This is a genomic window from Flavihumibacter profundi (genome assembly GCF_020076305.1).
Taxonomy (GTDB): domain Bacteria; phylum Bacteroidota; class Bacteroidia; order Chitinophagales; family Chitinophagaceae; genus Flavihumibacter; species Flavihumibacter profundi.
Map to the genome: position 1 here is coordinate 155,575 of NZ_JAIQXE010000001.1, position 25,938 is coordinate 181,512.

Annotated in this window: 22 protein-coding genes; 17 read left to right on the forward strand and 5 right to left on the reverse strand. The window is 41.7% G+C overall.

Translation table 11 applies throughout. The annotated features are described in order from the left end of the window. Positions 1–19: 19 nt before the first annotated feature. The 5 genes from LAQ65_RS00625 to LAQ65_RS00645 all read left to right on the forward strand — a co-directional run bounded on the left by LAQ65_RS00625 (position 20) and on the right by LAQ65_RS00645 (position 8,555). Positions 20–1,618 (forward strand): SusD/RagB family nutrient-binding outer membrane lipoprotein, encoded by a 1,599-nt coding sequence (locus LAQ65_RS00625; RefSeq protein WP_224114991.1) that lies wholly within the window; start codon positions 20–22, stop codon positions 1,616–1,618. 94 nt (positions 1,619–1,712) lie between these two features. Next, complete coding sequence (locus LAQ65_RS00630; RefSeq protein ID WP_224114992.1) at positions 1,713–5,012, forward strand: CRTAC1 family protein; 3,300 nt, start codon at positions 1,713–1,715, stop codon at positions 5,010–5,012. Beyond that, the gene (locus tag LAQ65_RS00635) at positions 5,009–5,755 is read left to right on the forward strand and encodes an SDR family NAD(P)-dependent oxidoreductase (protein ID WP_224114993.1); all 747 of its coding nucleotides are present in this window, start codon (positions 5,009–5,011) and stop codon (positions 5,753–5,755) included. Before LAQ65_RS00630 ends, LAQ65_RS00635 begins: the two co-directional genes overlap by 4 nt. An 11-nt stretch (positions 5,756–5,766) precedes the next feature. After that, the gene (locus LAQ65_RS00640; protein WP_224114994.1) at positions 5,767–6,768 is read left to right on the forward strand and encodes a 3-hydroxyacyl-CoA dehydrogenase family protein; all 1,002 of its coding nucleotides are present in this window, start codon (positions 5,767–5,769) and stop codon (positions 6,766–6,768) included. An 11-nt stretch (positions 6,769–6,779) separates the two neighbouring features. Further along, a complete protein-coding gene (locus tag LAQ65_RS00645; RefSeq protein ID WP_224114995.1) occupies positions 6,780–8,555 on the forward strand; it encodes an SGNH/GDSL hydrolase family protein in 1,776 nt (591 codons plus the stop codon). Here LAQ65_RS00645 and LAQ65_RS00650 read toward each other — a convergent pair. Together LAQ65_RS00650 and LAQ65_RS00655 are read right to left on the reverse strand one after the other, a co-directional pair. Then, complete coding sequence (locus LAQ65_RS00650; protein ID WP_224114996.1) at positions 8,533–9,870, reverse strand: flavin monoamine oxidase family protein; 1,338 nt, start codon at positions 9,868–9,870, stop codon at positions 8,533–8,535. The two genes, LAQ65_RS00645 and LAQ65_RS00650, sit on opposite strands and share 23 nt — an antisense overlap. Positions 9,871–9,880: 10 nt before the next feature. Next, positions 9,881–11,038, reverse strand: coding sequence for a carbon-nitrogen hydrolase family protein (locus LAQ65_RS00655; RefSeq protein WP_224114997.1), 1,158 nt, complete (start codon positions 11,036–11,038; stop codon positions 9,881–9,883). 198 nt (positions 11,039–11,236) lie between these two features. On the opposite strand from LAQ65_RS00655, the gene LAQ65_RS00660 reads away from it, so the two are divergent. The 11 genes from LAQ65_RS00660 (at position 11,237) to trxA (ending at position 21,078) form a co-directional block, all read left to right on the forward strand. Next, complete coding sequence (locus tag LAQ65_RS00660) at positions 11,237–12,652, forward strand: MBL fold metallo-hydrolase (protein WP_224114998.1); 1,416 nt, start codon at positions 11,237–11,239, stop codon at positions 12,650–12,652. Between the two features lie 101 nt (positions 12,653–12,753). Then, the gene (locus LAQ65_RS00665; RefSeq protein ID WP_224114999.1) at positions 12,754–13,167 is read left to right on the forward strand and encodes a c-type cytochrome; all 414 of its coding nucleotides are present in this window, start codon (positions 12,754–12,756) and stop codon (positions 13,165–13,167) included. 170 nt (positions 13,168–13,337) lie between these two features. Further along, positions 13,338–13,580 carry a hypothetical protein gene (locus LAQ65_RS00670; RefSeq protein ID WP_224115000.1) on the forward strand — a complete coding sequence of 81 codons (243 nt, stop codon included), beginning with the start codon at positions 13,338–13,340 and terminating at the stop codon, positions 13,578–13,580. After that, positions 13,564–13,785 carry a DUF6132 family protein gene (locus LAQ65_RS00675; protein ID WP_224115001.1) on the forward strand — a complete coding sequence of 74 codons (222 nt, stop codon included), beginning with the start codon at positions 13,564–13,566 and terminating at the stop codon, positions 13,783–13,785. The genes LAQ65_RS00670 and LAQ65_RS00675 overlap by 17 nt, the downstream gene beginning before the upstream one ends. Positions 13,786–13,824: 39 nt before the next feature. Further along, on the forward strand, positions 13,825–14,133 hold the full coding sequence (locus LAQ65_RS00680; protein WP_224115002.1) for a rhodanese-like domain-containing protein: 309 nt from the start codon (positions 13,825–13,827) through the stop codon (positions 14,131–14,133). A gap of 194 nt (positions 14,134–14,327) precedes the next feature. Continuing rightward, a complete protein-coding gene (locus LAQ65_RS00685) occupies positions 14,328–15,671 on the forward strand; it encodes a TolC family protein (RefSeq protein ID WP_224115003.1) in 1,344 nt (447 codons plus the stop codon). A gap of 18 nt (positions 15,672–15,689) precedes the next feature. After that, positions 15,690–16,793 (forward strand): efflux RND transporter periplasmic adaptor subunit, encoded by a 1,104-nt coding sequence (locus tag LAQ65_RS00690; protein ID WP_224115004.1) that lies wholly within the window; start codon positions 15,690–15,692, stop codon positions 16,791–16,793. Positions 16,794–16,847: 54 nt separating this feature from the next. Continuing rightward, on the forward strand, positions 16,848–20,057 hold the full coding sequence (locus LAQ65_RS00695) for an efflux RND transporter permease subunit (RefSeq protein WP_224115005.1): 3,210 nt from the start codon (positions 16,848–16,850) through the stop codon (positions 20,055–20,057). 10 nt (positions 20,058–20,067) lie between these two features. Next, entirely contained in the window at positions 20,068–20,376 is a 309-nt protein-coding gene (locus LAQ65_RS00700) for a hypothetical protein (protein WP_224115006.1), read from the forward strand. 39 nt (positions 20,377–20,415) lie between these two features. Continuing rightward, entirely contained in the window at positions 20,416–20,598 is a 183-nt protein-coding gene (locus tag LAQ65_RS00705) for a YgaP family membrane protein (RefSeq protein ID WP_224115007.1), read from the forward strand. 84 nt (positions 20,599–20,682) lie between these two features. Beyond that, the gene (gene trxA, locus LAQ65_RS00710; RefSeq protein ID WP_224115008.1) at positions 20,683–21,078 is read left to right on the forward strand and encodes a thioredoxin; all 396 of its coding nucleotides are present in this window, start codon (positions 20,683–20,685) and stop codon (positions 21,076–21,078) included. A 1-nt stretch (position 21,079) separates the two neighbouring features. On the opposite strand, the gene LAQ65_RS00715 is transcribed toward trxA, so the two are convergent. After that, positions 21,080–23,080 (reverse strand): beta-L-arabinofuranosidase domain-containing protein, encoded by a 2,001-nt coding sequence (locus LAQ65_RS00715; protein ID WP_224115009.1) that lies wholly within the window; start codon positions 23,078–23,080, stop codon positions 21,080–21,082. 69 nt (positions 23,081–23,149) lie between these two features. Next, the gene (locus tag LAQ65_RS00720) at positions 23,150–23,590 is read right to left on the reverse strand and encodes a hypothetical protein (protein ID WP_224115010.1); all 441 of its coding nucleotides are present in this window, start codon (positions 23,588–23,590) and stop codon (positions 23,150–23,152) included. A 195-nt stretch (positions 23,591–23,785) separates the two neighbouring features. On the opposite strand from LAQ65_RS00720, the gene LAQ65_RS00725 reads away from it, so the two are divergent. Beyond that, the gene (locus LAQ65_RS00725) at positions 23,786–24,706 is read left to right on the forward strand and encodes an alpha/beta hydrolase (RefSeq protein WP_224115011.1); all 921 of its coding nucleotides are present in this window, start codon (positions 23,786–23,788) and stop codon (positions 24,704–24,706) included. Positions 24,707–24,734: 28 nt separating this feature from the next. On the opposite strand, the gene LAQ65_RS00730 is transcribed toward LAQ65_RS00725, so the two are convergent. Continuing rightward, complete coding sequence (locus tag LAQ65_RS00730; RefSeq protein WP_224115012.1) at positions 24,735–25,937, reverse strand: MFS transporter; 1,203 nt, start codon at positions 25,935–25,937, stop codon at positions 24,735–24,737. Position 25,938 lies beyond the last annotated feature (1 nt).

A 25,938-nucleotide genomic window follows, 5' to 3' on the forward strand; every position in this document is an offset into this window, starting at 1 on the left:
CATATAAACACAATTATATATGAATCGAATCTCAATTTTTAACCGGTCGTATATTGCACTTCTTTGTTGCAGTATTTTCCTCTGGTCATGTACGAAAAAATATGATGAGATTAATACAGACAGAAATACAATTGCAACAGTAGGTCCTGCTGAATTGCCTTTCCTTTTTTCAAAAGCAGAAGCTTCCGCTGTTCCGAATATCTGGAACTACCAGGTTGCGCAAAATCTTTTTGCAGACCAGTATGCCCAGTATTTCGCCTGTACTGCTACGTATTTCCCATCAGATCGCCTCAATATCAGGATGGATTGGGTAGGCGCAGCCTTTAACCCGGTGTATACGGATATGGTTCCCCAATTGCAGTCAATTTTCCAGTCTTCAGACCCTCAAAGTGCCGAACATGCGATGGCAAGAATCGTATGGGTTTTAGGCTTTCACCGGGTAACTGATTATTGGGGCCCTATACCTTATTTCAGCGCAGGCCAACCTGGGAATTCTGTTCCCTATGATGCACAGGATAAGATTTATGCTGACTTCTTTAAGCAGCTGGATACAGCAGTTACAGTGCTTAAAACCCATACCAGCGATAAGCCTTATGGAAGTTTTGACCTGATTTATGGCGGGGATGTAAATAAGTGGATCAAATTTGCCAATTCGCTCAGGCTTCGACTGGCTTTACGGATTTCTAAAGTGAATCCGGATGAAGCTAAAATACAAGCTGAAGCCGCTGTTGCAGGTGGCCTTGTTTTATCCAATAGCCCAACGGATGATGCCCTGCTACAAAAGAGTACTGCAGGGTCAGATAACAACGGTCTTTCCATTATGTCTGACTGGAATGAGTTCAGGATGAGCGCCACCATGGAGTCTGTATTAAAAGGCTACCAGGATCCCCGTATGCAGGTTTATTGGCTGCCAGACGGCGCCACCAAGACAAATCCAAACGGAAATGGCCAGTATGATGGTTTGAGGAATGGATTAACTTCTACCCAACTTACTGAAACGCCAAATCTTGCAACATCGAACGCTAAAGTGGGTAAACGCTGGTCCTCCCCGGATTTTGCTGGTAATGCTGATTACCTGACGACCCCACAGAATATTATGTCAGTTGCAGAAACATATTTCAATATGGCTGAAGGTGCTTTATTGAACTGGAATATGGGCAAAACCGCTAAAGAATTGTATGAAGCGGGTATTACAAACTCTATGAAGCAATGGGGTATTACTGACGGAGCTGCAATTACTGCGTATATTAATAGCAGCAATGTGCCAGTTGCACCTGGTGATTATTTAAATTCACCGGCTGTTTCTGATGCCCCTATCAAATTTGCAGCAGATGCAGAGACCCAATTAAAACAAATCGCCATTCAGAAGTGGATTGCGATGTTTCCTGATGGCAATGAGGCCTGGGCTGATTATCGCCGGGGTAGGAACTTCATTATGTACCCGGTTGCAAATTCTGAAAATCCTGATATCCCGGATCCAAAAACCCAATGGATCAGAAGGATACCTTTCCTGTTGTCAGAAAAGCAAAACAATAGTAAAGCAGTTGAAGATGCTGTTCCATTACTTGGCGCAGGTGGTGATAAAGTTACCACACCGCTATGGTGGGATAAGAACTAATTTATTTTTTTGATTAGGATAAAAGATTCCATCGAAGCAGTTAAATTCGATGGAATCTTTTTTTTACTGCATACCGCCAACCAAAATTTATTTTATGTTTCGTCTTTCCGGATATACCGCTATTCTTTTTTTTAGCCTGGTTTTTTGGGGTTGTAGTAACGAAGAATCCCATTTGTTTACTGCTTTGCCCGAATCAAAAACCGGCGTTAATTTTAAAAACACCTTATTTGAAGACGGTCCCTTAAACGTGGCGAATTATATTTATTTCTATAATGGCGGCGGCGTTGCCATTGGTGATATCAATAACGATGGATTACAGGATGTACTGTTTACCGGAAACATGGTACGCAACCGACTCTTCCTCAATAAAGGGAATTTTCAGTTTGAAGACATTACCCTAAAAAGCGGCGTTGATAAAATGCAGGGCTGGTGTACAGGGGCTACAATGGCGGATGTAAACGGTGATGGTAAACTGGATATCTACATCTGCAGAAGTGCCGATATAAATCCCGATCGCCGCAAAAACTTACTGTTTATCAATAACGGCGACCTGAGCTTTACTGAGAAAGCAGATGAATATGGTCTTGCCGATAATGGCTATTCTACGCAGGCTGCTTTTTTTGATTATGATAAAGACGGCGACCTCGATTGTTTCATTATTAACCACTCCCTCCAGAAATATACTGCCGGCGTTCAGGACAACCCTGAACTGCGCAAAGAACACAATCCCGATTACGCCAGCAAACTGTACCGAAACGACAACAACCATTTCACTAATGTGAGCGACCAGGCTGGTATCACATCCAATGTGCTCACCTTTGGTTTGGGCGTAGCTATTTCAGATTTTAATAACGATGGCTGGCCAGATATAATAGTATCCAATGACTTTAATGAACCCGATTATTTTTTCCTGAACAACCGCAATGGAACCTTTACAGAACAGCTCTCCAAAGCCATGGACCAGGTATCCCTCTACTCAATGGGCTCCGATGCGGCAGATTATAACAATGATGGTTTAACTGACCTTATAACGCTGGACATGATGCCAGAAGACAACAAGACCATCAAGATGCACAGCGGGGCTGAAAATTTCGACAAGTTCCAATTCCTGTTTACCCAGGGATTTTATTACCAGTACAGCCGCAATATGTTGCAGCAAAATAATGGTGATGGTACATTCAGCGAAGTAGGACAACTTGCCGGGGTATCCAATACAGACTGGAGCTGGGCCGCCCTTTTCGGCGATTATGATAACGATGGGTTTAAAGACCTTTTTGTGACCAATGGCTATGTTAAGGATTATACCGAAATGGATTTTTTAAAATACTCTGTTGATCGGGTCATCCGCAATATGCATAAAGATTCAGTTGACCCCATCCCCGAATACATCAGGAAAATGCCTTCCAACCAAATTCCCAATTATATTTTCCAGAACCAGGGTAATGGCACTTTCAGGAAAAAAACCAGTGAATGGGGCTTCGATCAGAAAGGGGTATCTGCGGGTGCCGCCTATGTTGACCTGGATAATGACGGCGATCTTGACCTGGTGGTTAACAACTCCAATGATTTTGCAAGTATTTATAAGAACAACAGCGAAATACTGGTGAAGAATAATTACCTGCGTGTACAGTTAGATGGTGGGAAACTAAACCCGCGGGGAATTGGTACAAAAGTGAAACTGTATTGTAAAGGACAATTAATCTACCAGGAACAATCACCTGTGCGTGGATTTCAATCTTCATCAGACCCTGTTTTAAATTTTGGTGTAGGTAAAAATGCGCAGATCGATTCCGTATTGGTTATATGGCCCAATGATCATTTTCAAAAACTGGTATCCGTTCCGGCGAATCAATTGCTCAACCTGAAAATGGCAGATGCTAAAGAAACCTGGACTTATGATACCGTGCTGGACAAAAGCAAGGCCCTGTTAACACAGACCATCATGCCCGGTATACGCCACCAGGAAAATAATTTTAACGACTTTACCGTACAAACATTATTGCCCAATTACCTGAGCCGGCAAGGCCCATGCGTTGAAGTGGCAGACGTAAATAAAGACGGGTTGGAAGATTTTTATATGGGAGGCGCAAAAGGATTTCCTGCGCAACTTTTTTTACAGAATACTGACCATAGTTTCAAATTGAAGCCTATATCAGATTTTGTGAAGGACGCCGCCAGCGAAGATGTTGCAGCTGCATTTTTTGATGCCGACGGAGACGGTGATGCAGATCTTTATGTGGCAAGTGGCGGGTATGAATTCAATGAAAATGATCCTGCATACCAGGACCGTCTTTATCTTAATGACGGGAAAGGAAATTTTACCGGGAAGGCAAATGCCCTGCCTGCAGTTTTGGCCAGTAAAGGTTGTGTAAAAGCGGCTGACCTGGATGGTGACGGCGACCTGGATTTATTTGTGGGAGGAAGGGTAGTGCCTGGTAAATACCCGACTGCTCCAAGGAGCTATATTTTAACCAATGATGGCAAAGGTAACTTTACAGATGCCACACAAACTGCCTGTGCAGCACTTATGCAGCCAGGCATGGTAACGGATGCGCTTTGGACAGATCTTAATAATGATAAACAACCCGACCTTGTATTGGTTGGTGAATGGATGCCCATAAAAATATTTGTCAATAATAAAGGCAAGTTTTCAGATGCATCGTCCACCTATATACATTTCGCAAGCAGTGGTTGGTGGAACAGGATATCAGCCGCTGATATGGACGGAGATGGTGACCTCGACCTGGTAATTGGCAACTGTGGTAACAACACACAATTTCATGTAAATGACAAGGACCCCATGAGTATCTATTTCAAAGACTTTGATATGAATGGCTCCATTGACCCCGTGTTGTGTTATTATATTGATGGCGTGTCTTATCCGGCTGTTTCAAGGGATGACCTAACAGACCAGCTTCCTTTTGTAAAGAAAAAATTCCTTGAATACAAGGAATATGCAACGGCAACGATAAATGATATTTTTACGCCCGACCAATTAAAAAATGCAGGTATCCTGAAAGCTGAAACCATGCAAACTGTGTACCTGGAAAACCAGGGTGACAAGGGATTTGCAGTTCATGAACTGCCATTGCCTGCACAATATGCGCCAGTGTTTGGAATTGTTCTCGAAGACCTGAACAAAGATGGAAAAAAAGATATCCTCCTGGCTGGAAACAATACCTGGACCAGGATAAAATTTGGCCGTTATTGCGCCAATCATGGCGTGCTGTTGCTTGGTGATGGCCATTCCGGATTTAATTATGCTCCGCAAACCATCAGTGGATTAAGCTTAAGGGGAAATGTAAAGAACATGAAACTTATCCATGCCGGCGATTCACCAAAAATCATTGCCGGTATAAATGACGATAATGCCATTTTAATTTCTACCCGATGAACAATACTTTAAGCAAGCAGGTCGCTATTATCACTGGAGCAGCATCCGGATTAGGATTGGCCATGGCTAAGAAAATGTCAGAATCAGGTATTCAACTTGCCCTGATTGATCGTTATACCGAAGGGCTTTCACAGATCAGGGAAGAGATCAGGACTGAATTTGAATTTTACCCTATTGATATCACAGATGAACCTGCAGTAAAAAAAACAATTGAAAAAATTGCCCAACATTTTGGCAGGATTGATATACTGGTAAATTGTGCCGGCATCACAGGTATTACAAATATAAAAAGCCATGAGGTCGATACAGAAAACCTTGTAAAAGTATTTAATGTCAATTTCATGGGATCCTGGTTCACCTCAAAATATACCCTGCCGGTAATGCTGAAAAACAATTATGGCCGTATCCTGCATTTTGCGTCAATTGCCGGAAAGGAAGGGAATGCCGGGATGCTGGCTTACTCATCATCTAAGGCCGCAGTAATTGGCATGACTAAAGTGCAGGGAAAGGAGTATGCGGAAACGGGTATAACAGTTAATGCTATTGCGCCTGCAGTTATTAAAACCGCACTGGTGGATAAGATGCCCGAAGAGCAGGTGAAATATATGACCGATAAAATTCCAATGAAACGTTGTGGCACTCTCGATGAATTAGTGAATATGGCGTGCTTTATAGTTTCTCCTGAAAATAGTTTTACCACTGGTTTTGTTTTTGACCTTTCAGGTGGAAGGGCAACATACTAAAATCTTACTTCATGGATAAAATAACAGATGTTTCAACGATTGAGGTTGGAGTTGTAGGCCTTGGATTGATGGGCTGCAGTATTTCTACCTGCCTGCTGATGGCAGGTCATAAAGTCATTGCAGTAGCGCCACTTCCCCTTGACCTTGAGTTAGCTGAAAAAAGGATCCGGGAGCATTTAAGCAGGTCGCATGAACATGGACTGCTTGCGCAACTCCCGGATATTTATTTGCAGAATATTACGATCACAGAAGATTTTGGGCAACTGAGTAACTGTAAAGTAGTTATTGAATGTACCCTTGAAAATATAGAAATTAAGAAATCAGTCTACGATAAAATTGAAAATGTAATTTCCAGTGATGCTATTTTAACCAGCAATACATCTGCGATTCCGATCAGCATTCTCCAAAAGCAAACCCGTTTTCCGGCAAGGTTTTTTGGTTTGCATTGGGCTGAACCTTCCCATACAACAAGGTTCCTGGAAATTATTTGTGGCGAATTGAGCGACCCAGAACAGGCAGAATTCTTGTATGAATTATCCCATTTCTGGGGTAAGGAGCCCACTCTGGTGCGAAAGGATATCAGGGGATTTATTACTAACCGGCTGATGTATGCGATGTACCGGGAAGCCTGTTTCCTTGTAGAAAATGGTTATGCTACGGTTGAAGATGTTGATCGGGCTTGCCGCAATAATGCTGGTTACTGGATGACCCTGGTGGGTGTTTTTCGCTGGATGGACCTGACTGGTGTGCCTGCTTATCACACTGTAATGAAGGACCTTTTCCCAACCTTGAATAACAGCACCGAAGTGCCTGAACTGATCGATAAAATTGTAAGGGAAGGGGGAAAAGGTGTTGCGAATGCAAAGGGATTTTATGAATATACGCCGGAAGAAGCTAAACTATGGGAAGAAACCTTTACTGAATTCAGTTATGAGATCCGGAAACTGGCACTTAAATATCCCGCTGATGTTGTGAAAAGGAAACTTGCGCAAAAGCAAAATTCAATTTATTAAAAATAGAACAGATGGTTTCTTATAAGCTGGTAATACGCTTTCTGTCTTTTGTTTTTTTTACATTAAGTTCAGGTATTGCATCATCGCAGAAAATCTATAAGAACTGGAACCCTGCAATGGATACCGCGATCCTTTTGAATGGCCAGGCCTGGCCTAAGGAGGTAAAGAATTATTATGACCGTCTCCCGGCGCGGGCAGCATCTAAAGTCCGGAAAGATGTGTGGGACCTTTCTGAAAATTCTGCGGGAACATTCCTGCGTTTCAGGACCGATGCAAAGGAAATTCTTGTTAAGCTAAAAGTTACAGGAAGTCTTCAATTACCACATATGCCTGCAACAGGTGTAAGCGGAGTGGATCTGTATGCCAGGAATAGCGATGGACAATGGTTATGGTGTGGTGGTAAATTTAGTTTTGGAGATACAATCACCTATCAATTCAATGACCTGCTTGCGAAAGACCAATATATAAACGACAGGGAATACACGCTATACCTCCCATTGTATAATGGAGTGCGTTGGCTGGAGGTCAGCGTTCCGGCTGAAAGCAACTTTGCTGTAATGCCGGTTTCCCAGGAAAAGCCCCTGGTAGTTTATGGTACTTCCATTGCACAGGGCGCCTGCGCCTCGCGTCCGGGTTTAGCATGGACATCAATTTTGGGGCGGCATCTTGACCAGCCGGTTATTAACCTGGGATTCTCGGGAAATGGCAGGCTCGAAAAAGAAGTGCTTGACCTGGTTGGAGAAGTTGATGCGAAACTTTATGTATTGGATTGCCTGCCCAACCTCACCAGTAAGGAGATCTCACCTGCTGCTTTAAAAAATCTTATCCGTTCTGCCATTTTACAACTGCAAAGCAAAAGGGCTGGCGTTCCCATACTGTTGGTGGAGCATGATGGCTTTACCGGTGATGCAGTGGATCCAAACAGGCAAAGCGCTATCGAAAATGTAAATAAGGCCCAGAAAGAACTTTATGATTCTTTACTCCTGAAGAAAGTGAAAGATATTTATTATCTCTCCAAAAAGGAGATTGACCAGGACATAGAATCAATGGTTGACGGGATCCATCCCAATGATCTTGGTATGATGAAATATGCATTGGCCTATGAAAAAAAAATAAGGCTCATTTTTAATGAACCAGCAGGAACTTTAACAACTACGATTCCGGTTACACAACACCGCGATGGGGCTATATATGATTGGGTAAAAAGGCATGAAGAAATCCTGGCTAGAAATAAAACCCAAATGCCACAAACTGTATTGATAGGCAATTCTATAACCCATTATTGGGCCGGCCTGCCAACTGCGCCAATTGCAAGGGGAGTTAATTCATGGAGCAAATACTTCGGCCTTGGAGAAAGCACCAATATGGGTTTCGGCTGGGACCGTATTGAGAATGTATTGTGGCGGGTTTACCACGGCGAACTGGAGGGCATTTCCCCAAAAAATATTGTGTTAATGATCGGGACAAATAATATAGGGTATAATTCAGACCGGGAAATTGCTGAAGGATTAAAGTTCCTTGTAAATGCTATCAGGGTACGGCAGCCAAAAGCAAAATTGCTGGTAATGGGCATTTTGCCCCGCCGTGAATCGGAAAAGAGGGTAGCCGGATTAAATGCGCTTATTGCTAAAAATTTTTCATCCACTCCGGTGAAATTTGCAGATGCGGGAAAACTGTTTATAAAAAAAGGTGGCCAGATTGATGAATCTCTTTTTAGCGATGGTTTGCATCCTAATGAAAAGGGTTATGAAAAGCTGGGCGCATTTATTGGCGCAGCACTTCACTAGCGGCCCTTTCACCGCTGAGTACTGCACCTTCCATATAGCCATTCCAGTTCGTTGCTGTTTCTGTTCCGGCCCAATGGATATTTCCGGTAACCATCCTGGCTCCGTCTTCAATGGTAGTCCAGGCATTCAATGGCATCATACCAGCATAACAGCCCAGGCTAAAAGCTTCTTCTGTGAAACTTTTATCCATATAGAATTCCGGTACTCCGGCGGCTTTGCCAAAATATTTAGAAAAGCAATCCAGTACCACTTTCTTTCTTTGCTCCTCTGTTAGTAAAAGCAATTCCTTTGCCTTACCGGCCAGGGAAAAGCCCATCAGGATTCCTTTATTTCCATCTGCAGGGGAATTATCGAAAGTAACGGAAACAGGCTGTCCTGGCGCTGCGCATAAACCATTTCGATTCTCTTTTCGCCAGAATGGTTCCTTGTAAATGGCATAACATTTAAAAACCGTTCCCATAAAGTTTTCTTGCAGGAATTGCCGTTTTTTATCTGGCAGTGGTTGAGCAAAAGTGATTTTGTTCGCTACAGCAGGCGGCACTGCCAGGATTAATTTTTTAGCTGAAAATATAAAATCCTCGCCACTGATTTCAACGCTATCTGCCAACTGGTTGATATACTTTACCTCGGTATTCAGTTGGATGCATTCTGTCAGTTCATCAGCTATTTTATTAGCAATACTTTGCGCACCACCTTTTATCCGGTCCTGTTGCGCCCCTTTTTTAATATTCATCAGGGTATCGAAATCCTTCCCGCTTTTTGTATAAAATAAAGCATGCAGGAAAGAAATCGTTGATGCGTCTGTTGCAAAAATCGCATCCGCAGCAACAGTAAATAATTGCCTGGCTTTTTCATTTTTCATTTGCCGCGCCATCCAGTCTGCCAGGCTGATCTGGTCATATGCTGCTGCATTGGGCGACAGCCACGGCTTGTCCAGGTTGATTTGCTTGCTCAGCTTATTTATTTTTTTTATGGCAGCATCCAGGCTCAGTAAAGCGAAAAGCGGTAGTGGCGGGATAATGCCCCGGTATAGTTTTGTTTTTTCATTGGTATATAGGGTGCTTTTCCCCTTATCATAAGTTGAAAATGTTTCAATGCCATATTCGCCTGCTAACGCATACATACGGTCCTGTGTCGGGCCGATCCATTGCCCGCCAAGATCAATATAATTTCCATCATCGAGGGTTTGTGTATGGATGCGGCCACCAACCCTGTCGCGCGCTTCAATAACCAGGATTTTTTTTCCCGCCCTCTTTAACTGGCGTGCCGCAGCCAGACCGGCATAGCCGGCTCCGATAATGATTATGTCATACATATTGCTAAACTTATTTTTTAAACCAAAGATTAGTTATCCTTCCATTGTTTTTTGCCGGATCACTAATATGCAATGAATCATTTTGCAAGGTTAGTGTTCGGCCTTCCGGGTGCATATCCCACATTTTCCCTGAAAAGAAAACATTCATGCCATTGTGTATGCCTGCTGCAGGCGCCCGCTTTGCCATGGCATATTTTGCCCATGCATCTCCTTCGGTGATATGGTGGTAATCTGCAACGGTATCAACATCTGCAGGTGGCGGAAATCCATTGTAACCATTCCAGGGAGAGGTCCATACCGAATCGGGTCCTCCCAAAGAAGGGATAGCGATCACATCGGCCTTGTTGTTTAAATTCCTGTAAGCTGCAGGAAACCAGGAATCCGCACAAACCAGCACTGCAAGCCTTCCGGCAGGTATATTAAAAATCGGCGACTGGGTTGTTTCGGCAGCACAGGTGAACCCCTGCTCGTCGGTGATGGGGAATATTTTTTTGATCAAAGGCTGCATTACTTTTCCCTGGATATCAAATACCGCTGAAGTGTTATACAATTTTCCTGGCCTCGTTGCAATTATACCATCAGGAGTTACCTCGGGATCTGCCAGCACTGCTGATCCAGCGACTATTGTTACCTGGTAGTCCCTGGCAAGCCTGCTGAAAACGGATTGATAAATACCGGCGATTTCTTTTTGTTTCATCCGGAATAATGCTTCTTTAGTCCTGTCGGCCGAACTGCTGCTGAAATATGCAGGAAGGTATGCAAACAGGTTGCTGACTACCTGCAGGGTCAGGGCATCAGTAATTGTTGCGGCGGGATCGAAAACTTTCTTCTTTTCATTGGCAGCCACGAGCCAGGAACCGATATACTCGGGGAAAACTACAATGGTCTTTTTATTGAATAATCCACCTGATTTTGCCCGTTCCATATAGATCCGCAATAACTGGTAAAAACTGGCTTCATTGGCATAGTTAGCAGGGGTTAAAATGGGTTGCATGCCAATTATATTCCCGTCTGCAGAATCGGCCTTGCCAAAATTAATAACTTCAATGGCAGCAGGTTCTATTTTAGTTGCCAGGGGGGTCTCATCTACCCGCCCAAACCTGGACCAGATCCAGCCACATAACAAAAGGGCGAGCAGCACAATCCCAATGTTCCGAAGCACCTTCATCAGTTTTTTTTTTAAAAGATAATGGGTTTGTCTGATTGTAGGAATTTAATTAATCAATAAACCTGCACACAACAGAATGTTTTGGTCATTTTTTTTGGAAAACATGATTAAAATCATGTCATAATGTAACTTTTGTAACAGAACAGGCTATGTTTTTTGGCCAATTTTATAACCAGTAAACCGTGAAAAATATTAATTATGAAATTAGAACAAATTTATACTGGCTGTATTGCACATGCTGCTTATTACCTCGAAAGCAAAGGTGAGGCAGCTATATTTGACCCCCTCAGGGAAGTTCAACCCTATATCAATAAGGCGGAAAAAGATAATGCAAAAATCAAGTATGTATTTGAAACACATTTCCATGCAGATTTTGTGAGTGGTCACCTCGACCTCATGAAAAAGACCGGGGCAAAAATTGTTTTCGGCCCGACTGCAAAACCTGCTTACGAGGCGATCATTGCAGAGGATAACCAGGTATTTAAAGTGGGTGATTGCAGTGTAAAAGTGATTCATACGCCCGGCCATACCATGGAAAGCACCACCTATATGTTGATTGATGAAAATGGCAGGGAACACGGCCTTATTACAGGAGATACCTTGTTTATTGGCGATGTGGGCAGGCCTGACCTTGCTCAGCATGTAATTGCTGAATTGACAGAAGAAAAACTTGCCGGACATTTATACGATTCCCTTCGGAATAAGATCATGCCGTTAAGTGATGACCTGATCATCTATCCAAACCATGGTGCAGGAAGTGCTTGCGGTAAGATGATGAGTAAAGAAACTACCGATACGCTGGGTCACCAGAAAAAAGTGAATTATGCACTTAATCCAGCGCTAACCAAAGAGGAGTTCATTAAAGTATTGCTAAAGGGCCTTACAGCACCTCCGGGATATTTTCCGCAGAATGTACTTATGAATATTAAAGGGTATGAGAGCCTGGATACAATTATGAAAAGAGGCAAGCACCCATTGAATGTGGGAGAGTTTGAAGCAGCTGCTAATGAAACAAGGGCATTGATTTTAGACACCAGGGAAGCTTCTGAATTTGCTAAAGGATTTATCCCGAATAGTATAAATATTGGTATTGATGGAAGTTTTGCTCAATGGGTAGGGGAGATGATTCCTGATGTAAAACAGGAAATCCTGTTGGTAACTGAACCAGGCCGGGAAGAAGAATCAATCATCAGGTTGTCCCGTGTTGGCTATGATAACACCCTGGGTTATTTGCAGGGTGGCATTTCTGCCTGGAAAGCATCAGGCAAGGAAGTGGATACCATAAATCGGATTACAGCCACTGAATTTGAGCGGCAGTACAAAGCCGGGAAGCCTGTTGTTTTTGATGTAAGAAAAGCTAGTGAATACGATTCTGAGCATGTCATTGGGGCCATCAATATTCCTTTAAACCAGATTAACAGCCACCTGGCTGAAATTCCAAAGGAAAAACCTTTTCTTTTGTATTGTGGCGGTGGTTATCGAAGCATGATTGCTGCGTCTATCCTGAAGCAAAGGGGCTGGGAAAATTTCTCAGATGTTGTTGGCGGCTTTACTGAACTGAAAAATACAGATGTGGCGAAATCGGAATATGTTTGTCCGACTACCCTTTTATAAATATTGACGGTTTGATTATTGGACATTAGCCCCGGTATTTTGCCGGGGCTTTTCGTAATTTAACGGCAATACTAAGCTGCCATATAGAAATATTTATGATGATGGGAAAATCAAGCCGGTTGTTTATATGTTGTTTTGTTTTCGCCATTTTTTGGCTGGCTTGTGATACGCAGGAGAAAAAAGAGGTCCATAAAAAGGCAGATTATATCCGGAAAATAGATGGGCCTAGTGACAGCATCCCTATAGAGGTTGCAAGGCGTGGTGAAGTGCTGATCGCCTATTCCGACTGTTATGAATGCCATACTAAAGAGAATAGGGCAAAGGGCCCTGCATTTAAGGATATTGCAAAAAGATACCCGGTAAACAATGGGTATATAAGCTTGCTGGCACAGCGGGTCATACTTGGGGGATCTGGTGCCTGGGGTAAATCTGTAATGTTGCCCCATCCTAAAATCCCTCAGGAAGAAGCAGAGACAATGGTGAAATTTATTTTATCACTTAAAGATTCCCCGTAATATATCCGTTACGCATAACACGTAATTCCTTATGTTTTGAAGCAACCGGGCTATTTGTAACCTTTGTTACAAATAGCCCGGTTGCTTCTTTCTAATTTTGGTTCTTGAATTTATATAGCTACCTGAGCTTATTATAGGAAGGCATATTTATATACGATAATTAATAAAAGATGAAGCAGCAAATATTTAGTAATTGGAATTTTATGAGGGTCATCAGGTTGGTTTTGGGTTTGGCCATATTTGTACAGGCTATCCTGTCAAGAGATACGATGTTTGGCCTGGTTGGCTTATTGATATCTGGTATGGCAATATTTAATATAGGTTGTTGTGGAACTGGCGGATGTTATACTCAACCAAAGAAAAATTTGACATCTGAAACTAATAAAGAAATCATTTATGAAGAAGTGGGTTAACGGAAATAAACTTTACCTGTTTGGTGCCCTCATCGGGGCAGTTGCCGGATTTTTATACTGGCAGCAGGTTGGATGTTCATCAGGAACCTGTATGATAACATCAAAACCGTTTAACAGTACTGTTTATGGCGCGGGTATGGGGGCTTTATTATTCGGTATGTTTAAAAAGGACATTAAGGCGAAGGATGAAAATAAAGCAGTTTAAAAATCAACTTATAAATCAAAAATCGTAAAATTAAAAACAATGAATATTTTTCAATCATTATTTGGCGGTGAAACCGCAGATTTAAAAAGCATAATTGAGAAAGGCGCTTTTTTAGTGGATGTAAGAACTCCTGCTGAATTTGCAGGCGGTAGTGTACCAGGTGCTGTAAATATACCTTTGGATACTATTGGGTCTCAACTTGCCAAATTTAAAGGCAAAGAAAATATTGTCGTGTTTTGCCGCAGCGGAAACCGTAGCGGCCAGGCAAAATCAATTTTAATGCAGAATGGATTTACCAATGTTATAAACGGTGGAACGGTTGATGACGTAATCAGGTTTGTGCATTGATGATTATGAAGTTTTAAGGTATATAAACCTGCTTCAGGCAATGGTTTTATTAAAGTACTGTTCATAGATAATTTCTTGAACAGTACTTTTTTTTATGCCCTGTTGAAAAATATTTGAGTAAAAAATCCATAGGTCACAAAAGTCACAATTAAAGCTTTTTACGCCAATTACTTTTGCGCATAAATTTTTAATTAATGGACAAAAGAAAATATTTTATCTCAGTGGCGGTCGGAACATTTGCTTTGTTTATTAGTAGCGTATTAAGTGTTTCAGCACAGGATAGTTCAAGGAATTTAAGTCTGGATGAGGCTATTGCTGCGGCTTTAAATAATAATAAAGCTATTCAGTTAACAAAACTGGATGAAAGTATAGCAGCCCAGAATTATAAGCAGACTGATGCTATTTTTCTACCGCAGGTTGGTTTTTCATACACTGCATTAACTTCGAATAATCCCCTTAATGTTTTCGGATTTAAACTGCAGCAACAATCTGTTACGGCGAAAGATTTTAATCCTGATCTGCTTAATAATCCCTCCGCAACTGGCGATTTTACAACCAGGCTGGAAGTGCAGCAACCATTGTTAAATATGGATTTAATCTACAAAAGGAAAGCGGCTGCAAAGCAAACTGAATTGTACCAGTTTAAAACACAGCGAACAAAGGAATACCTGACTTTTGAAGTACAGAAAGCCTACCTGCAACTACAGTTGGCATATAACGCTGTAAATGTGTTAGAAGAGGCATTGAAAACCATAAATGAAGTGTACAGTTTTACTGAAAATCACTTTAAGCAGGGTTTGATACAGAAATCTGATTTGTTAAATGCTCAGGTGCAAGTTAAAACTATTGAGAGCAACCTTTCAAAAGCCAGGAGTAATGTCCGCAATGCATCTGATTATATAAGCCTGTTAATGGGTGCAAAAGATGGTACGGTTTATAAAGTTGGAACTGACCTTAGTACTAATCCAAATGTAATTGATACTACAGTTAAAGTTGCTGATTCGAGGGCTGATTTTGTGGCCATGCAAAAGGCGCTTGAAGCTTCTGACCTGATGATAACAGCGAATAAGAAAACCTACCTGCCAAAATTGAATGCATTTGGAAATTACCAGCTCAATGATAGCAAAATGCTGGGTTTCGGTTCAAATTCCTATTTAGCAGGCATTCAGTTGTCTTGGGATATATTTAAAGGGAACCGGACAAAAAATACAATTGCCACGCAAACATTGGAGCGCGACAAATTAGCCATGGAACTGGAGCAACAAAAGGACCAAAGCCAGTTGGAACTCGATAAAGCTTTTCGTGACTTAGGCGATGCCCGTTTTGAAATAACCCAAAAGAAGGCCTCCATTGAGCAGGCAACCGAATCATTGCAGATTTTGCAAAACAGGTACCAGCAGGGTTTAGTCAATACAACAGATGTATTGATGTCTGCAACGCAATTGTCACAACAAAAATTTGCCCTGGCACAGTCGGTGTTTGCTGCTGAAGTAACCAGTGCATATGTACAATTTTTAACAACTACTTCAAATAAATAAACTACGGAAAACATGAATATGACTAATAATTTTAAAAAGACTTTTCAGATTTTTACCGGGGTTGGACTCCTGGCTTTAACAGCATGCTCCTCAAATGAAAAAAGGGAAACTGAGGCTGTAACTAACACGCCAATTGTTGTAACAGTGGGAACTCCTTCGGGATCTGATCAAAAGGAATTGAATATCAGCGGGAAGATTGAAGCTTCACAATCCGTTAATATCAGTACCAGGGTCATGGGTTACATTACCATGCTGAAAGTGAAAGTTGGTGATCGTGTAGCAAAAGGTCAGTTGCTGGCAACTATCAGTAACCAGGACATGCTTGCAAAAAGGGCCCAGGCAGATGCTATGATTGAAGAAGCTCAGGCTGCATTGAATAGTGCACAAAAAGACTATGACCGGTTTACTGTTTTATACAAACAGCAAAGTGCTACGGAAAAGGAATTAGACAATGTTACCCTCCAGTATAATGCAGCCAAATCAAGGTTAGAGGGTGCGAAACAAATGCGTAATGAGGTAAATGCAATGCTTGGTTATACCAATTTAAAAGCACCTTTTGCCGGAATAGTTACCCAAAAATTAGCAGAAGCCGGTAATATGGCCAACCCAGGTATGCCTATCCTGGTAATTGAGCAGAGTGGCAGCTACCAGGTAAGTGCTTCCGTTCCTGAAAATTCTATCAGCCAGATTAAGCAGGGGGGAACCGCCACTATAACTATTAGTGCAATTGGCAAATCAATTCCAGGAACTATTACACAGGTTAATCAATCTTCTGAGTTTACTGGTGGCCAATACCTTATAAAAGTGGCTATCGCCGATAAAGATAAAGTTGGTTTGTATGCAGGTATGTACGCAAACGTAGCCATTCCTGTGGTACAAAAAGGTACTGTTGAAATTGATGGCGACAGGTTAATGGTGCCGGTTTCCAGTATTGAATTTAAAGATCAACTGACCGGTTTATATACCATTGGTAGTAATAATACGGCATTGTTGCGTTGGGTTAGACTGGGCAAGACTTATGGAGCGAATGTTGAAGTGCTTTCCGGCCTTGGTAAAAATGAACAGTTTGTTGTAAGTGCCGATGGTAAATTATACAATGGTGCCCAGGTGAAAATTAAATAAGAAGTATTGGTGATTGGAGCATTGTAAAATGAATTAACGAATTAATATAATCAAATGAAAAATGGTTTTTCCGGAAATATTGCAAAGGGCTTTTTGCAGTCGAAATTAACAATACTGCTGATGCTCGCCTTTCTCCTGATTGGCGGGTACAGCACCTTTTTAATTCCGCGCGAAGAAGAGCCCCAGATCAAGGTTCCAATGGCTGATATATTTATTGGCTATCCCGGAGCTGAGCCTAAAGATGTTGAAACTAAAGTTTCGGCGCCAATGGAGAAAATGATCTCCAATGTAAAGGGGGTGGAATACGTTTATTCTACCTCTATGAAAGGTCAGGCGATGCTGATTGTTCAGTTTCATGTAGGGGAAGATGTTGAACGTTCACTGGTTAAATTGTACAGTGAACTGATGAAGAATATGGATAAAATGCCCCAGGGGGTTACCATGCCACTCATTAAAACAAGGGCCATCGATGATGTTCCGGTGTTGGGCTTAACCCTGTGGAGTGATTCCTACGATGATTACCGATTGAAGCAGCTTGGCCAGGTATTGACAAATGAAATAAAGAAAGTTCCCGATGTTTCTGACGTTAATATATTGGGAGGCAGGAGCCGCGAGGTGAGGGTATTCCTTGATAAAATAAAAATGGCTGAGAACCATGTTGATTTTTTATCTGTAAGCAAACAAATCCAGGGTGGAAATGCACAGATGCAAAGTGGCAATCTCCTGCAACAGGATACTGCTTTTTCAGTGGAAACAGGGAATTTCCTGACTAATTCCGATGATGTTGCTAACCTGGTGGTGGGATTAAACCAACAGCAGCCGGTATACCTCAAACAAATCGCAAAGGTTGAAGACGGACCGGAAACATCAAGTCAATACGTGTTGTTTGGATATGGAAAGGCAGATACGTTGAATTCAGCGAAATTCAAATCAAATTACCCTGCAATTACTTTAAGTATCGCCAAGAAGAAGGGTGCTGATGCAATGAAATTGTCCCAGCAAATTATCTCAAAAGTTGATCACCTTAAAAAGGATTTAATTCCTGCTGATGTTCAATTGACTGTTTCCAGGAATTACGGTGAAACAGCTTCTGATAAAGTGTCGGAATTACTATTCCATTTATTTATTTCAATTGTTGTTGTTACAGCATTCGTAATGCTGGCTATGGGCTGGCGCGGCGGACTGGTGGTGTTCTTGTCTGTTCCCGTAACGTTTGCGCTAACATTGTTCAGTTATTACTTCATGGATTATACATTGAACCGTATAACCCTGTTTGCACTTGTATTTATTACGGGTATTGTGGTGGATGATTCCATTATTATAGCAGAGAATATGCACAGGCATTTTAAGATGAAAAAACTGCCACCGCTGCAGGCCGCAATCTATGCTATTAATGAAGTGGGTAATCCTACAATCCTGGCCACTTTTACAGTTGTCGCGGCAGTATTGCCAATGGCCTTTGTATCTGGAATGATGGGCCCTTATATGAGCCCGATGCCAATAGGTGCATCTATTGCGATGATGCTTTCCTTGGTAGTGGCTTTAACACTTACACCATACCTCGGTTATATATTCCTTCGTGAAAAAGAAAAAAAGGGTGTGGCGCATGAGGAGAGCAAACCATTGTCACTTGAAGAGAGCGGTATTTATAAAATTTATCGTTCGTTTATTCACCCAATGCTGGAAACAAGGTGGAAGCGCTGGACATTTATCGTTAGCATAGTTGTCATTTTGCTTGGGTCTCTGTCAATGTTCTATACAAAGGCAGTGGCAGTAAAAATGCTGCCTTTCGATAACAAGAATGAATTCCAGGTTGTAATTGATATGCCGGAAGGAACAACCCTGGAGAAGTCCCAGGCCGTTGCGAAAGATATCGCTGGTTATATTTCAATGCAACCTATGGTTGAAAATTACCAGGTTTATATTGGTACTGCAGCTCCTATAAGCTTTAACGGGCTCGTAAGGCACTATGATTTGCGTCGCGGTGAAAATGTGGCAGATATACAGGTTAATTTGGTCGACAAGAAGGATAGGAAAATTCAGAGTCACGATATCGCTAAGGAAATGCGTGGACCTATCCAGGCCATTGCAAAAAAATACAATGCCAATGTGAAAATTGTTGAAGTGCCACCTGGTCCCCCGGTATTATCTACTTTGGTCGCTGAAATATATGGACCAGATTATAAGGAGCAGGTAAAAATTGCCTCACAGGTCAAGTCCTTGTTTAATAATACCAAAGATGTTGTTGATGTGGACTGGATGGTTGAAGACGACCAGCCTGAATACCATATAGAGGTTGATAAAGAAAAAGCTATGAAATACGGAGTCACTGCGGCACAGGTTACAAACACCATTAACGCAGCGCTTTCCGGAATGCCAGTTGGGAATATTTACCAGCCTGCTTCGTATAACCAGACAATTATAAAGCTGCAATTAAGTGATTCGGACAAATCAGATATCAACGATATCCTCGATTTGAAAATTACCGGAATGCAGGGAAATAGTGTGCCTGTGCGGGATGTAGTAACAGTTGCCAGGCAAATCAGGCAGAAAAGTATTTATCGCAAGAACCAGAAAGAGGTAGTATACGTATTAGCTGATATGGCCGGTAAACTGGAAAGTCCGTCATATGCTATTTCTAATATCTCTGATAGTTTGAAAAATATTCAGGTTGCCAAAGGCTTTTCAATTAAGGAAGAATACACTCACCAGCCAGAACTTGAGGATAATTATTCAATTAAATGGGATGGAGAATGGCAAATTACTTTTGAAGTGTTCAGGGATCTTGGTATTGCATTTTTGGTAGTAATCATAATGATCTATATACTGATCGTAGGATGGTTCCAGAATTTTACAGTGCCACTGGTAATGCTGGCAGCAATTCCATTATCATTAGTGGGAATTGTTTTGGGACACTGGATGATGCATGCATATTTTACCGCTACCTCCATGATCGGATTCATTGCATTAGCCGGGGTGATGGTAAGGAATTCAGTACTGCTGATTGACTTTATCAATATACGCTTAAGGGAAGGTGTTCCATTGAAGCAGGCTATTATCGAAGCCGGTGCAGTGAGAACAACACCAATTTTGTTAACAGCTGGTGCAGTTGCATTAGGCGCAGTGATCATTTTGTTTGACCCGATATTCCAGGGACTCGCAATTTCACTGATGGGCGGTACAATTACCTCAACCTTTTTGACCTTATTGGTTGTGCCTTTACTGTATTATAGGATGATGAGAAAAAAATACCCTGAACAATAAATTTGACTATATGAAATTATTTATAATAACCTGTTTGAAAGAATACCAGGAAGATGTTCAAAAAATATTTAAAAAGGCCCTGATTAATGCCTTTAGTGTGACAGATGTAATTGGATTTAAGGATAATAATCTTCATCCAAACCCTTTGGGGGAGTGGTTTGCCAGTGGCGATGAAAAATTTGATTCTGTTATGATATTCAGCTTTACTACTGAGGAAAATGCTGAAAATGGGCTGGAGTTGATCAGGATCTATAATGAAACTAATAACAGCGGATTTCCTGTCAGGGCATTTTTAGTCCCTGTTGAAAAGTCTTTGTAGTTAGGATTCTTATTCTGAAAATTTATTAAATGAAATAAAATGAGAGAAAAAATAGTTCGTTCCGTTGCAGGAATTATGATTTTACTAAGTGTGTCCCTGGCTTATTTTGTCGGTATTCACTGGCTCCTGCTGGGTGTATTTGTTGGTGTGAACCTGTTGCAGAGCAGTTTTACGAATTTTTGCCCTTTGGAAAAAATCCTGGACAAGCTGAAGATTGATTGATCATAAGTGCCGGAGCTATACAGTAACAAAAGTTACTGACACATTTTAATTACTAATTTAATTTTGTAGTAAATAGTTATAAATATGGCAACAATACAACTGACAACTCAGGGGTTTAAGGAAAATATATTTAATTACGAAACAGAACAAGATTGGAAGTACCAGGGAGCATTGCCTGCAATAATTGATTTTTATGCTGACTGGTGCGGGCCATGTAAAATGGTAGCTCCAATTCTTGAAGAGCTTTCGAAGGAATATGAAGGCAGGCTTGTTATATATAAAGTGAATACAGATATTGAGCAGGAATTGTCGGCCGTATTTGGTATCCAAAGTATTCCTACAATTCTGTTTATTGGAGTTGATGGCGAACCAATGATGCAGCCAGGAGCCTTTCCCAAACATGTGTTCAAACAAGTAATTGAAGAAAGATTACTTGTTCCTGTTACAAACGAATTGGGCGATAACCAGATTGACTTATAGTTTAGTCCGTTAAAGGGAATTCACTTATTCTTAAGGTAGTACAACCATAAGGTATTAGTGTAATTAATTCTTCCGGGGCGCCATTGCTGGCTGCCCTGCTGATGGGTAATTTACCTGCCGAATTGTTGTACTCCTTCCATTGCATTAAGCGTTTCCCTTTGACCGTAATACTTATTGGTGCATTTTGTAAATTCCAGGGCATGTCAGCAACTGTTTTCTTTTCTGTTATTTTAAACTGGCTTTTCCGGACAGACTCATCTGTGATCCCATAATTCCAGGGTGATTTTGGAAGCACTTCATAAAAAGCTTGTGGAAAATCATTGTTCTTACCGGATTTCCATTCCTCCTCAATTTTTAGCGCATACAACAATGGCCCCCGTTCAATTGCTATCGAGTTTTCTGCCCAGCGGCTGGTATGTATTTCCATTGGCAATTGCAGGTCCAGGATATCTCCTTTTTTCCAGGTCCTGTTAATCACTATAACCTGGTTTCCGGCAGGTTGCTCAATTATTTCTCCATTTACCCTGATGACCGCTTTCTTACACCAGGCAGGTATGCGCAGGTGAAAAGGCATGGAAACTGATTGGTTGGTGGTATAGGTAAATTTTATATGGTCATCAAACGGGTAATTTGTTTCCTCGGTAAAGCTAATGGTGTTTCCTCCACGAACTTTTAGTTTTACATCACTGCTGCCGTAAACTAAGGCTGCAACACCTTCATCAGCAGTGGCGTACCATAAATTCTGTACATATTTGGGATATCCCTGGTGCATATTGGCTGTGCAGCATGGGTAGCCTGTAAGGACACCAAACACAAGACGGCCATCAATATCATCAAAGAAATTCCGGTGATCATATGTGACTTTTATCTGGTTGGGTTGTTGAAAATATTGGCGTAGGGTAAATTTATCATTGTGTTGCGCCGGTAAAACATTGAAGGCGATTTTTTCTAAGTAGTCAGCATAAGCCACATCCCCCGTGATAGGTAGCATACTTTCAAAGGAAAACATCATTTCCACCGCACTGCATAGTTCTGATCCCTGTGTAGGGTCATTGCCATGCATTGACTCATCGGCACCATACATGCCATTGGCGAAGCCATGGACTTTCCTGATGGTTTCCAGTCCTGTTTTCACCGAAGCCAGGTAGCTGCTGTCACCTGTACGCTGGTAATATATTACCGGCGTTTTAATACCCTGGGCTACGTTTACACAATGTAGTTGGGGAAAAGGATTCACCGTTGCCAGGGTGCCGTCTGTGAAAATTGATTTCCAGGGGGTGGTTTGTTTATAGATCAGGTCGCCTAATTCTATAAGAAAAGGCTCTTTGGTTATATTGTATAACCAATAAACAACAGCAAGGTTATCGCCTCCCCGCTGGGCACCCCAGAAGGTCCAATGGTCTAAGGGTTGCTGGGGAAGATGGAGGAGCATATATTTAAAATATCCCGACATCAGCTTCAGTACCCTTTTGTCTTCTGTTGCTGAATAATATTGCTGCAATACTTTCAACATCACCATTTTGGGCCACCAGTCTTCATGGTCAGTATTTTGTACACCTTTTACACTGGGCAAAGGTTTGGTCGGTGGTCGCGGGCCGAAATAGCCATCTTCCCGCTGGTTGGCAATACTCCATTCAATCCATTGCTGTGCTTTATCCTTTAATTGCTGGTCGTTGAGTATATAGGCTAAAGGCACCAGCCCATCTAGCCAATAAGGGCCCCGTTCCCAGGCATCGCCATTTCCACCCAACCAGGCATTGGCGGGACCGCAAACTTCTTTATAAACACTATCAAGATTGCTGGTAAGTCCAGCCCTTTGTAATTCCAACATTTTTAAAAGCCAGCCCTTTGGTTGTATGCTCCCCAGCGGAAGTGCAACATAAGCTTGTGGTTGCAGCGGCGCCTGGTTGGTAATATAGTAAGGGTTGGATTGGGCCTGGCTAAAAAGGCTACAATAACAAATGGTAATAAGTGCAAGGTATTGAATGACTCTGTATTTCATAATTCACTTCGCTTAAGCAATGCGCATATGAAGTAACAGAATAATTTGGTCATTTCTACTTTAGCGAAGCTATTTTGTTATTTTCTTAAATACTGACCATTCAATTGAACCAATACTTTCAAGGATCTCTTTCTCATCACTATTTTCAATAGTTACATAATATTTTGTTTCACCATGGGTTGTGTATTGAAACAAATCAGTTATCCAGTAGTTTGGAAAGTTATTTCCTAATGATTCATGGAGCTGGGTGGGAAGCTCAGTAGAAATGATATTTCGGGTAACTGCAATTATATGCCCATCCTTAGCAAAGACAGCATTCAATGCTAATCCGTTCATCCAGAACGAAGCTTTGTAATAGGTATTTATTTTTTCCCAGGTGACATCTGTAGCATTTGCGAATTTTGATGAAAAATTATTAAGTACATTTTTGTCAATACCATCACTATAAGCGAATGAACTTGTTGCCAAAAGTGTAAAAATGGTTATGATGGTGAATATTTTCTTTTTCATTTTTTCTGTTTTTATGGTAATGAAATTTATTTTCTGAATCAATTGCATAACAAATGTACATACCTGTTTCACTGGTTATTGACAAATGAGATGAAACGGAAAGAAGATGCGATAAATCATGGAAAGCATAGGGTTATTTCTGATATACCTTATTAACAGTCGCCCGGGTTGGATTCTATTTGTATATTTATTGGCATGAAAAGAAGTTTACTATTCCTTGCAGTTTTAATAGTGGGCTCGCTGGAACTGGCAGCCCAAAAAATTATCCCTTTATACGACAAAGCCATACCTAATTCTATTCCTTACAATATGAAGGAAACCACATTGTATTGGGAGGGTAAGTTTGGTGGCTACCAAAGTATTTCCTATCCGACACTGGAAATTTACCTGCCTGCAAAGGGAAAGGGCAATGGTGCTGCTGTAGTAATCTGCCCGGGTGGCGGATATGGTATGTCAAGTTACCAGAAAGAAGGGATCAATATCGCCAAAACCTTTATCAGCCATGGTGTTGCTGCATTCATCTTAAAATACCGCCTGCCTTCAGACTCCATAATGCAGGATAAAAGTATTGGCCCATTGCAGGATGCGCAGCAAGCTGTTAAACTTGTAAGGCAAAGAGCTGCTGAATGGGGTGTAGATACCCATAAAATTGGTATCATGGGATTTTCTGCAGGAGGCCATCTTGCATCAACAGCTGGTACTCATTTCGACTCTTCCTTTATACCGAATCCTGAAAAAACAAGCCTTCGTCCGGATTTTATGATTCTGGTATATGCGGTTATCAGTTTAACCGACAGCCTGGCACATATGGGTTCCAGGGAAAATTTACTGGGTGATAATCCTTCACCGGAGAAAATAAAATATTTCTCCAGTGAATTGCAGGTAACAGATAATACCCCGCCAACCTGGATTACACATACAGGTGATGATAGAGTGGTGGTGGTTGACAACAGTATAGTTTTTTATAAAGCTCTTTTGCATCACCATGTACCGGCAGAAATGCACCTGTATCCGAAGGGTGACCATGGCTTTGTACTAAGCATACCTACGGAGAAATGGATGGGCTCAATTTTTGAATGGATGAAATCAAATGGATGGCTGCTCACAAAAAAATAGCGTCATACATCTAAGGCTAAAGACTGGTTTACCGATTCAGCAACTTTTTGCCCGGAAGCATCCAGATGGCTAAAGTGCCAATGACCGACAGTAGAATTAAAGCAGTAAAACCGATAGCATAACTGCCATTCCTGTCACGAAGCCATCCTGCTAATACAGGACCAAATGCTTCAGCTAATCCATCAACTGTTAGTATTAGTCCCATTACCCGGCCCATTACTTTTATGCCGAATAATTCAGCAGCCATCAAAGGAATAATCATGTAATCACCACCAATGGATATGCCGAAAACCAGAACGAAAAAATACACAAGGCCGGGAGTATCCACAAAATATAGTAACAGTATGGATAAAGTGTTCAGCATGTAAATCAGCATCATTACATGTTTTTTAGGATAACGGTCAGCCAGCCACCCCATCAGCAAACGGCCAATGATACTGGCACCCAGGATACCGGAAACCACGTTCGCAGCCTGTCCCTGCGAATAATGTAAATCGAGGCTAAAGAATAATTTCAGGTTCTGGCTTACACCTGTAATCGCACCAATAGAACACATGCTGCCAAGGGCCAGGAAGTAGAAGGACTTGTTTTTTAAAATGGCGGAAAAAGGAATTGTGGGTTCACCTGCCTTTGCAGCTTTAATAACATCGCCAGGATTTTCCTTTACGAATAAGGCCATCGGTAAAGCAACAACAAGCATCAATATCCCAAGGACAACCAGGGATAAGCGCCAGTCCATTTGCTTGTTGAGCCATTTCGCAATTTGCGGAACCAGCATGCCGCCAATTCCTACGCCCAGGTAAGAAAAGCCCATTGCCTTGCCCCTTGAATTGTTGAACCACCTTGACGTCATCACCTGGTTGGGTAATGGACCGCCGCACATATATCCCAACACCATCAGCATATACAGGGAATAGAATTCAAACAGCGAATGCATTTTGCTTAAGCCAATTACCGCAAGCCCGGAAATGACAATACCAAACAGCATCAACCGTTTCGGTCCAAAGCGATCAACGATCCATCCTGCAGCGAAACCAAACAAGGGGCCGATGATGATTTTCCCGAATATATTTCCTGAAGTAACGGTGGCCCGGTTCCATCCAAAATCGTTAACCCAAAAATCAAAAAAGAAGGGTAGGCCATAAAACATAATACCAATTATAGAGAACAAACTCAGGAAGCCTGTGGCGGCAACTTTATATTGCCCTATGGTAATTTTTTCTGATGGCATG

Coding starts and splice junctions, on each gene's coding strand:
- LAQ65_RS00625 (WP_224114991.1), top strand. CDS start 20: ATGAATCGAATCTCAATTTTTAACCGGTCGTATATTGCACTTCTTTGT.
- LAQ65_RS00630 (WP_224114992.1), top strand. CDS start 1,713: ATGTTTCGTCTTTCCGGATATACCGCTATTCTTTTTTTTAGCCTGGTT.
- LAQ65_RS00635 (WP_224114993.1), top strand. CDS start 5,009: ATGAACAATACTTTAAGCAAGCAGGTCGCTATTATCACTGGAGCAGCA.
- LAQ65_RS00640 (WP_224114994.1), top strand. CDS start 5,767: ATGGATAAAATAACAGATGTTTCAACGATTGAGGTTGGAGTTGTAGGC.
- LAQ65_RS00645 (WP_224114995.1), top strand. CDS start 6,780: ATGGTTTCTTATAAGCTGGTAATACGCTTTCTGTCTTTTGTTTTTTTT.
- LAQ65_RS00650 (WP_224114996.1), bottom strand. CDS start 9,870: ATGTATGACATAATCATTATCGGAGCCGGCTATGCCGGTCTGGCTGCG.
- LAQ65_RS00655 (WP_224114997.1), bottom strand. CDS start 11,038: ATGAAGGTGCTTCGGAACATTGGGATTGTGCTGCTCGCCCTTTTGTTA.
- LAQ65_RS00660 (WP_224114998.1), top strand. CDS start 11,237: ATGAAATTAGAACAAATTTATACTGGCTGTATTGCACATGCTGCTTAT.
- LAQ65_RS00665 (WP_224114999.1), top strand. CDS start 12,754: ATGGGAAAATCAAGCCGGTTGTTTATATGTTGTTTTGTTTTCGCCATT.
- LAQ65_RS00670 (WP_224115000.1), top strand. CDS start 13,338: ATGAAGCAGCAAATATTTAGTAATTGGAATTTTATGAGGGTCATCAGG.
- LAQ65_RS00675 (WP_224115001.1), top strand. CDS start 13,564: ATGAAGAAGTGGGTTAACGGAAATAAACTTTACCTGTTTGGTGCCCTC.
- LAQ65_RS00680 (WP_224115002.1), top strand. CDS start 13,825: ATGAATATTTTTCAATCATTATTTGGCGGTGAAACCGCAGATTTAAAA.
- LAQ65_RS00685 (WP_224115003.1), top strand. CDS start 14,328: ATGGACAAAAGAAAATATTTTATCTCAGTGGCGGTCGGAACATTTGCT.
- LAQ65_RS00690 (WP_224115004.1), top strand. CDS start 15,690: ATGACTAATAATTTTAAAAAGACTTTTCAGATTTTTACCGGGGTTGGA.
- LAQ65_RS00695 (WP_224115005.1), top strand. CDS start 16,848: ATGAAAAATGGTTTTTCCGGAAATATTGCAAAGGGCTTTTTGCAGTCG.
- LAQ65_RS00700 (WP_224115006.1), top strand. CDS start 20,068: ATGAAATTATTTATAATAACCTGTTTGAAAGAATACCAGGAAGATGTT.
- LAQ65_RS00705 (WP_224115007.1), top strand. CDS start 20,416: ATGAGAGAAAAAATAGTTCGTTCCGTTGCAGGAATTATGATTTTACTA.
- trxA (WP_224115008.1), top strand. CDS start 20,683: ATGGCAACAATACAACTGACAACTCAGGGGTTTAAGGAAAATATATTT.
- LAQ65_RS00715 (WP_224115009.1), bottom strand. CDS start 23,080: ATGAAATACAGAGTCATTCAATACCTTGCACTTATTACCATTTGTTAT.
- LAQ65_RS00720 (WP_224115010.1), bottom strand. CDS start 23,590: ATGAAAAAGAAAATATTCACCATCATAACCATTTTTACACTTTTGGCA.
- LAQ65_RS00725 (WP_224115011.1), top strand. CDS start 23,786: ATGAAAAGAAGTTTACTATTCCTTGCAGTTTTAATAGTGGGCTCGCTG.
- LAQ65_RS00730 (WP_224115012.1), bottom strand. CDS start 25,937: ATGCCATCAGAAAAAATTACCATAGGGCAATATAAAGTTGCCGCCACA.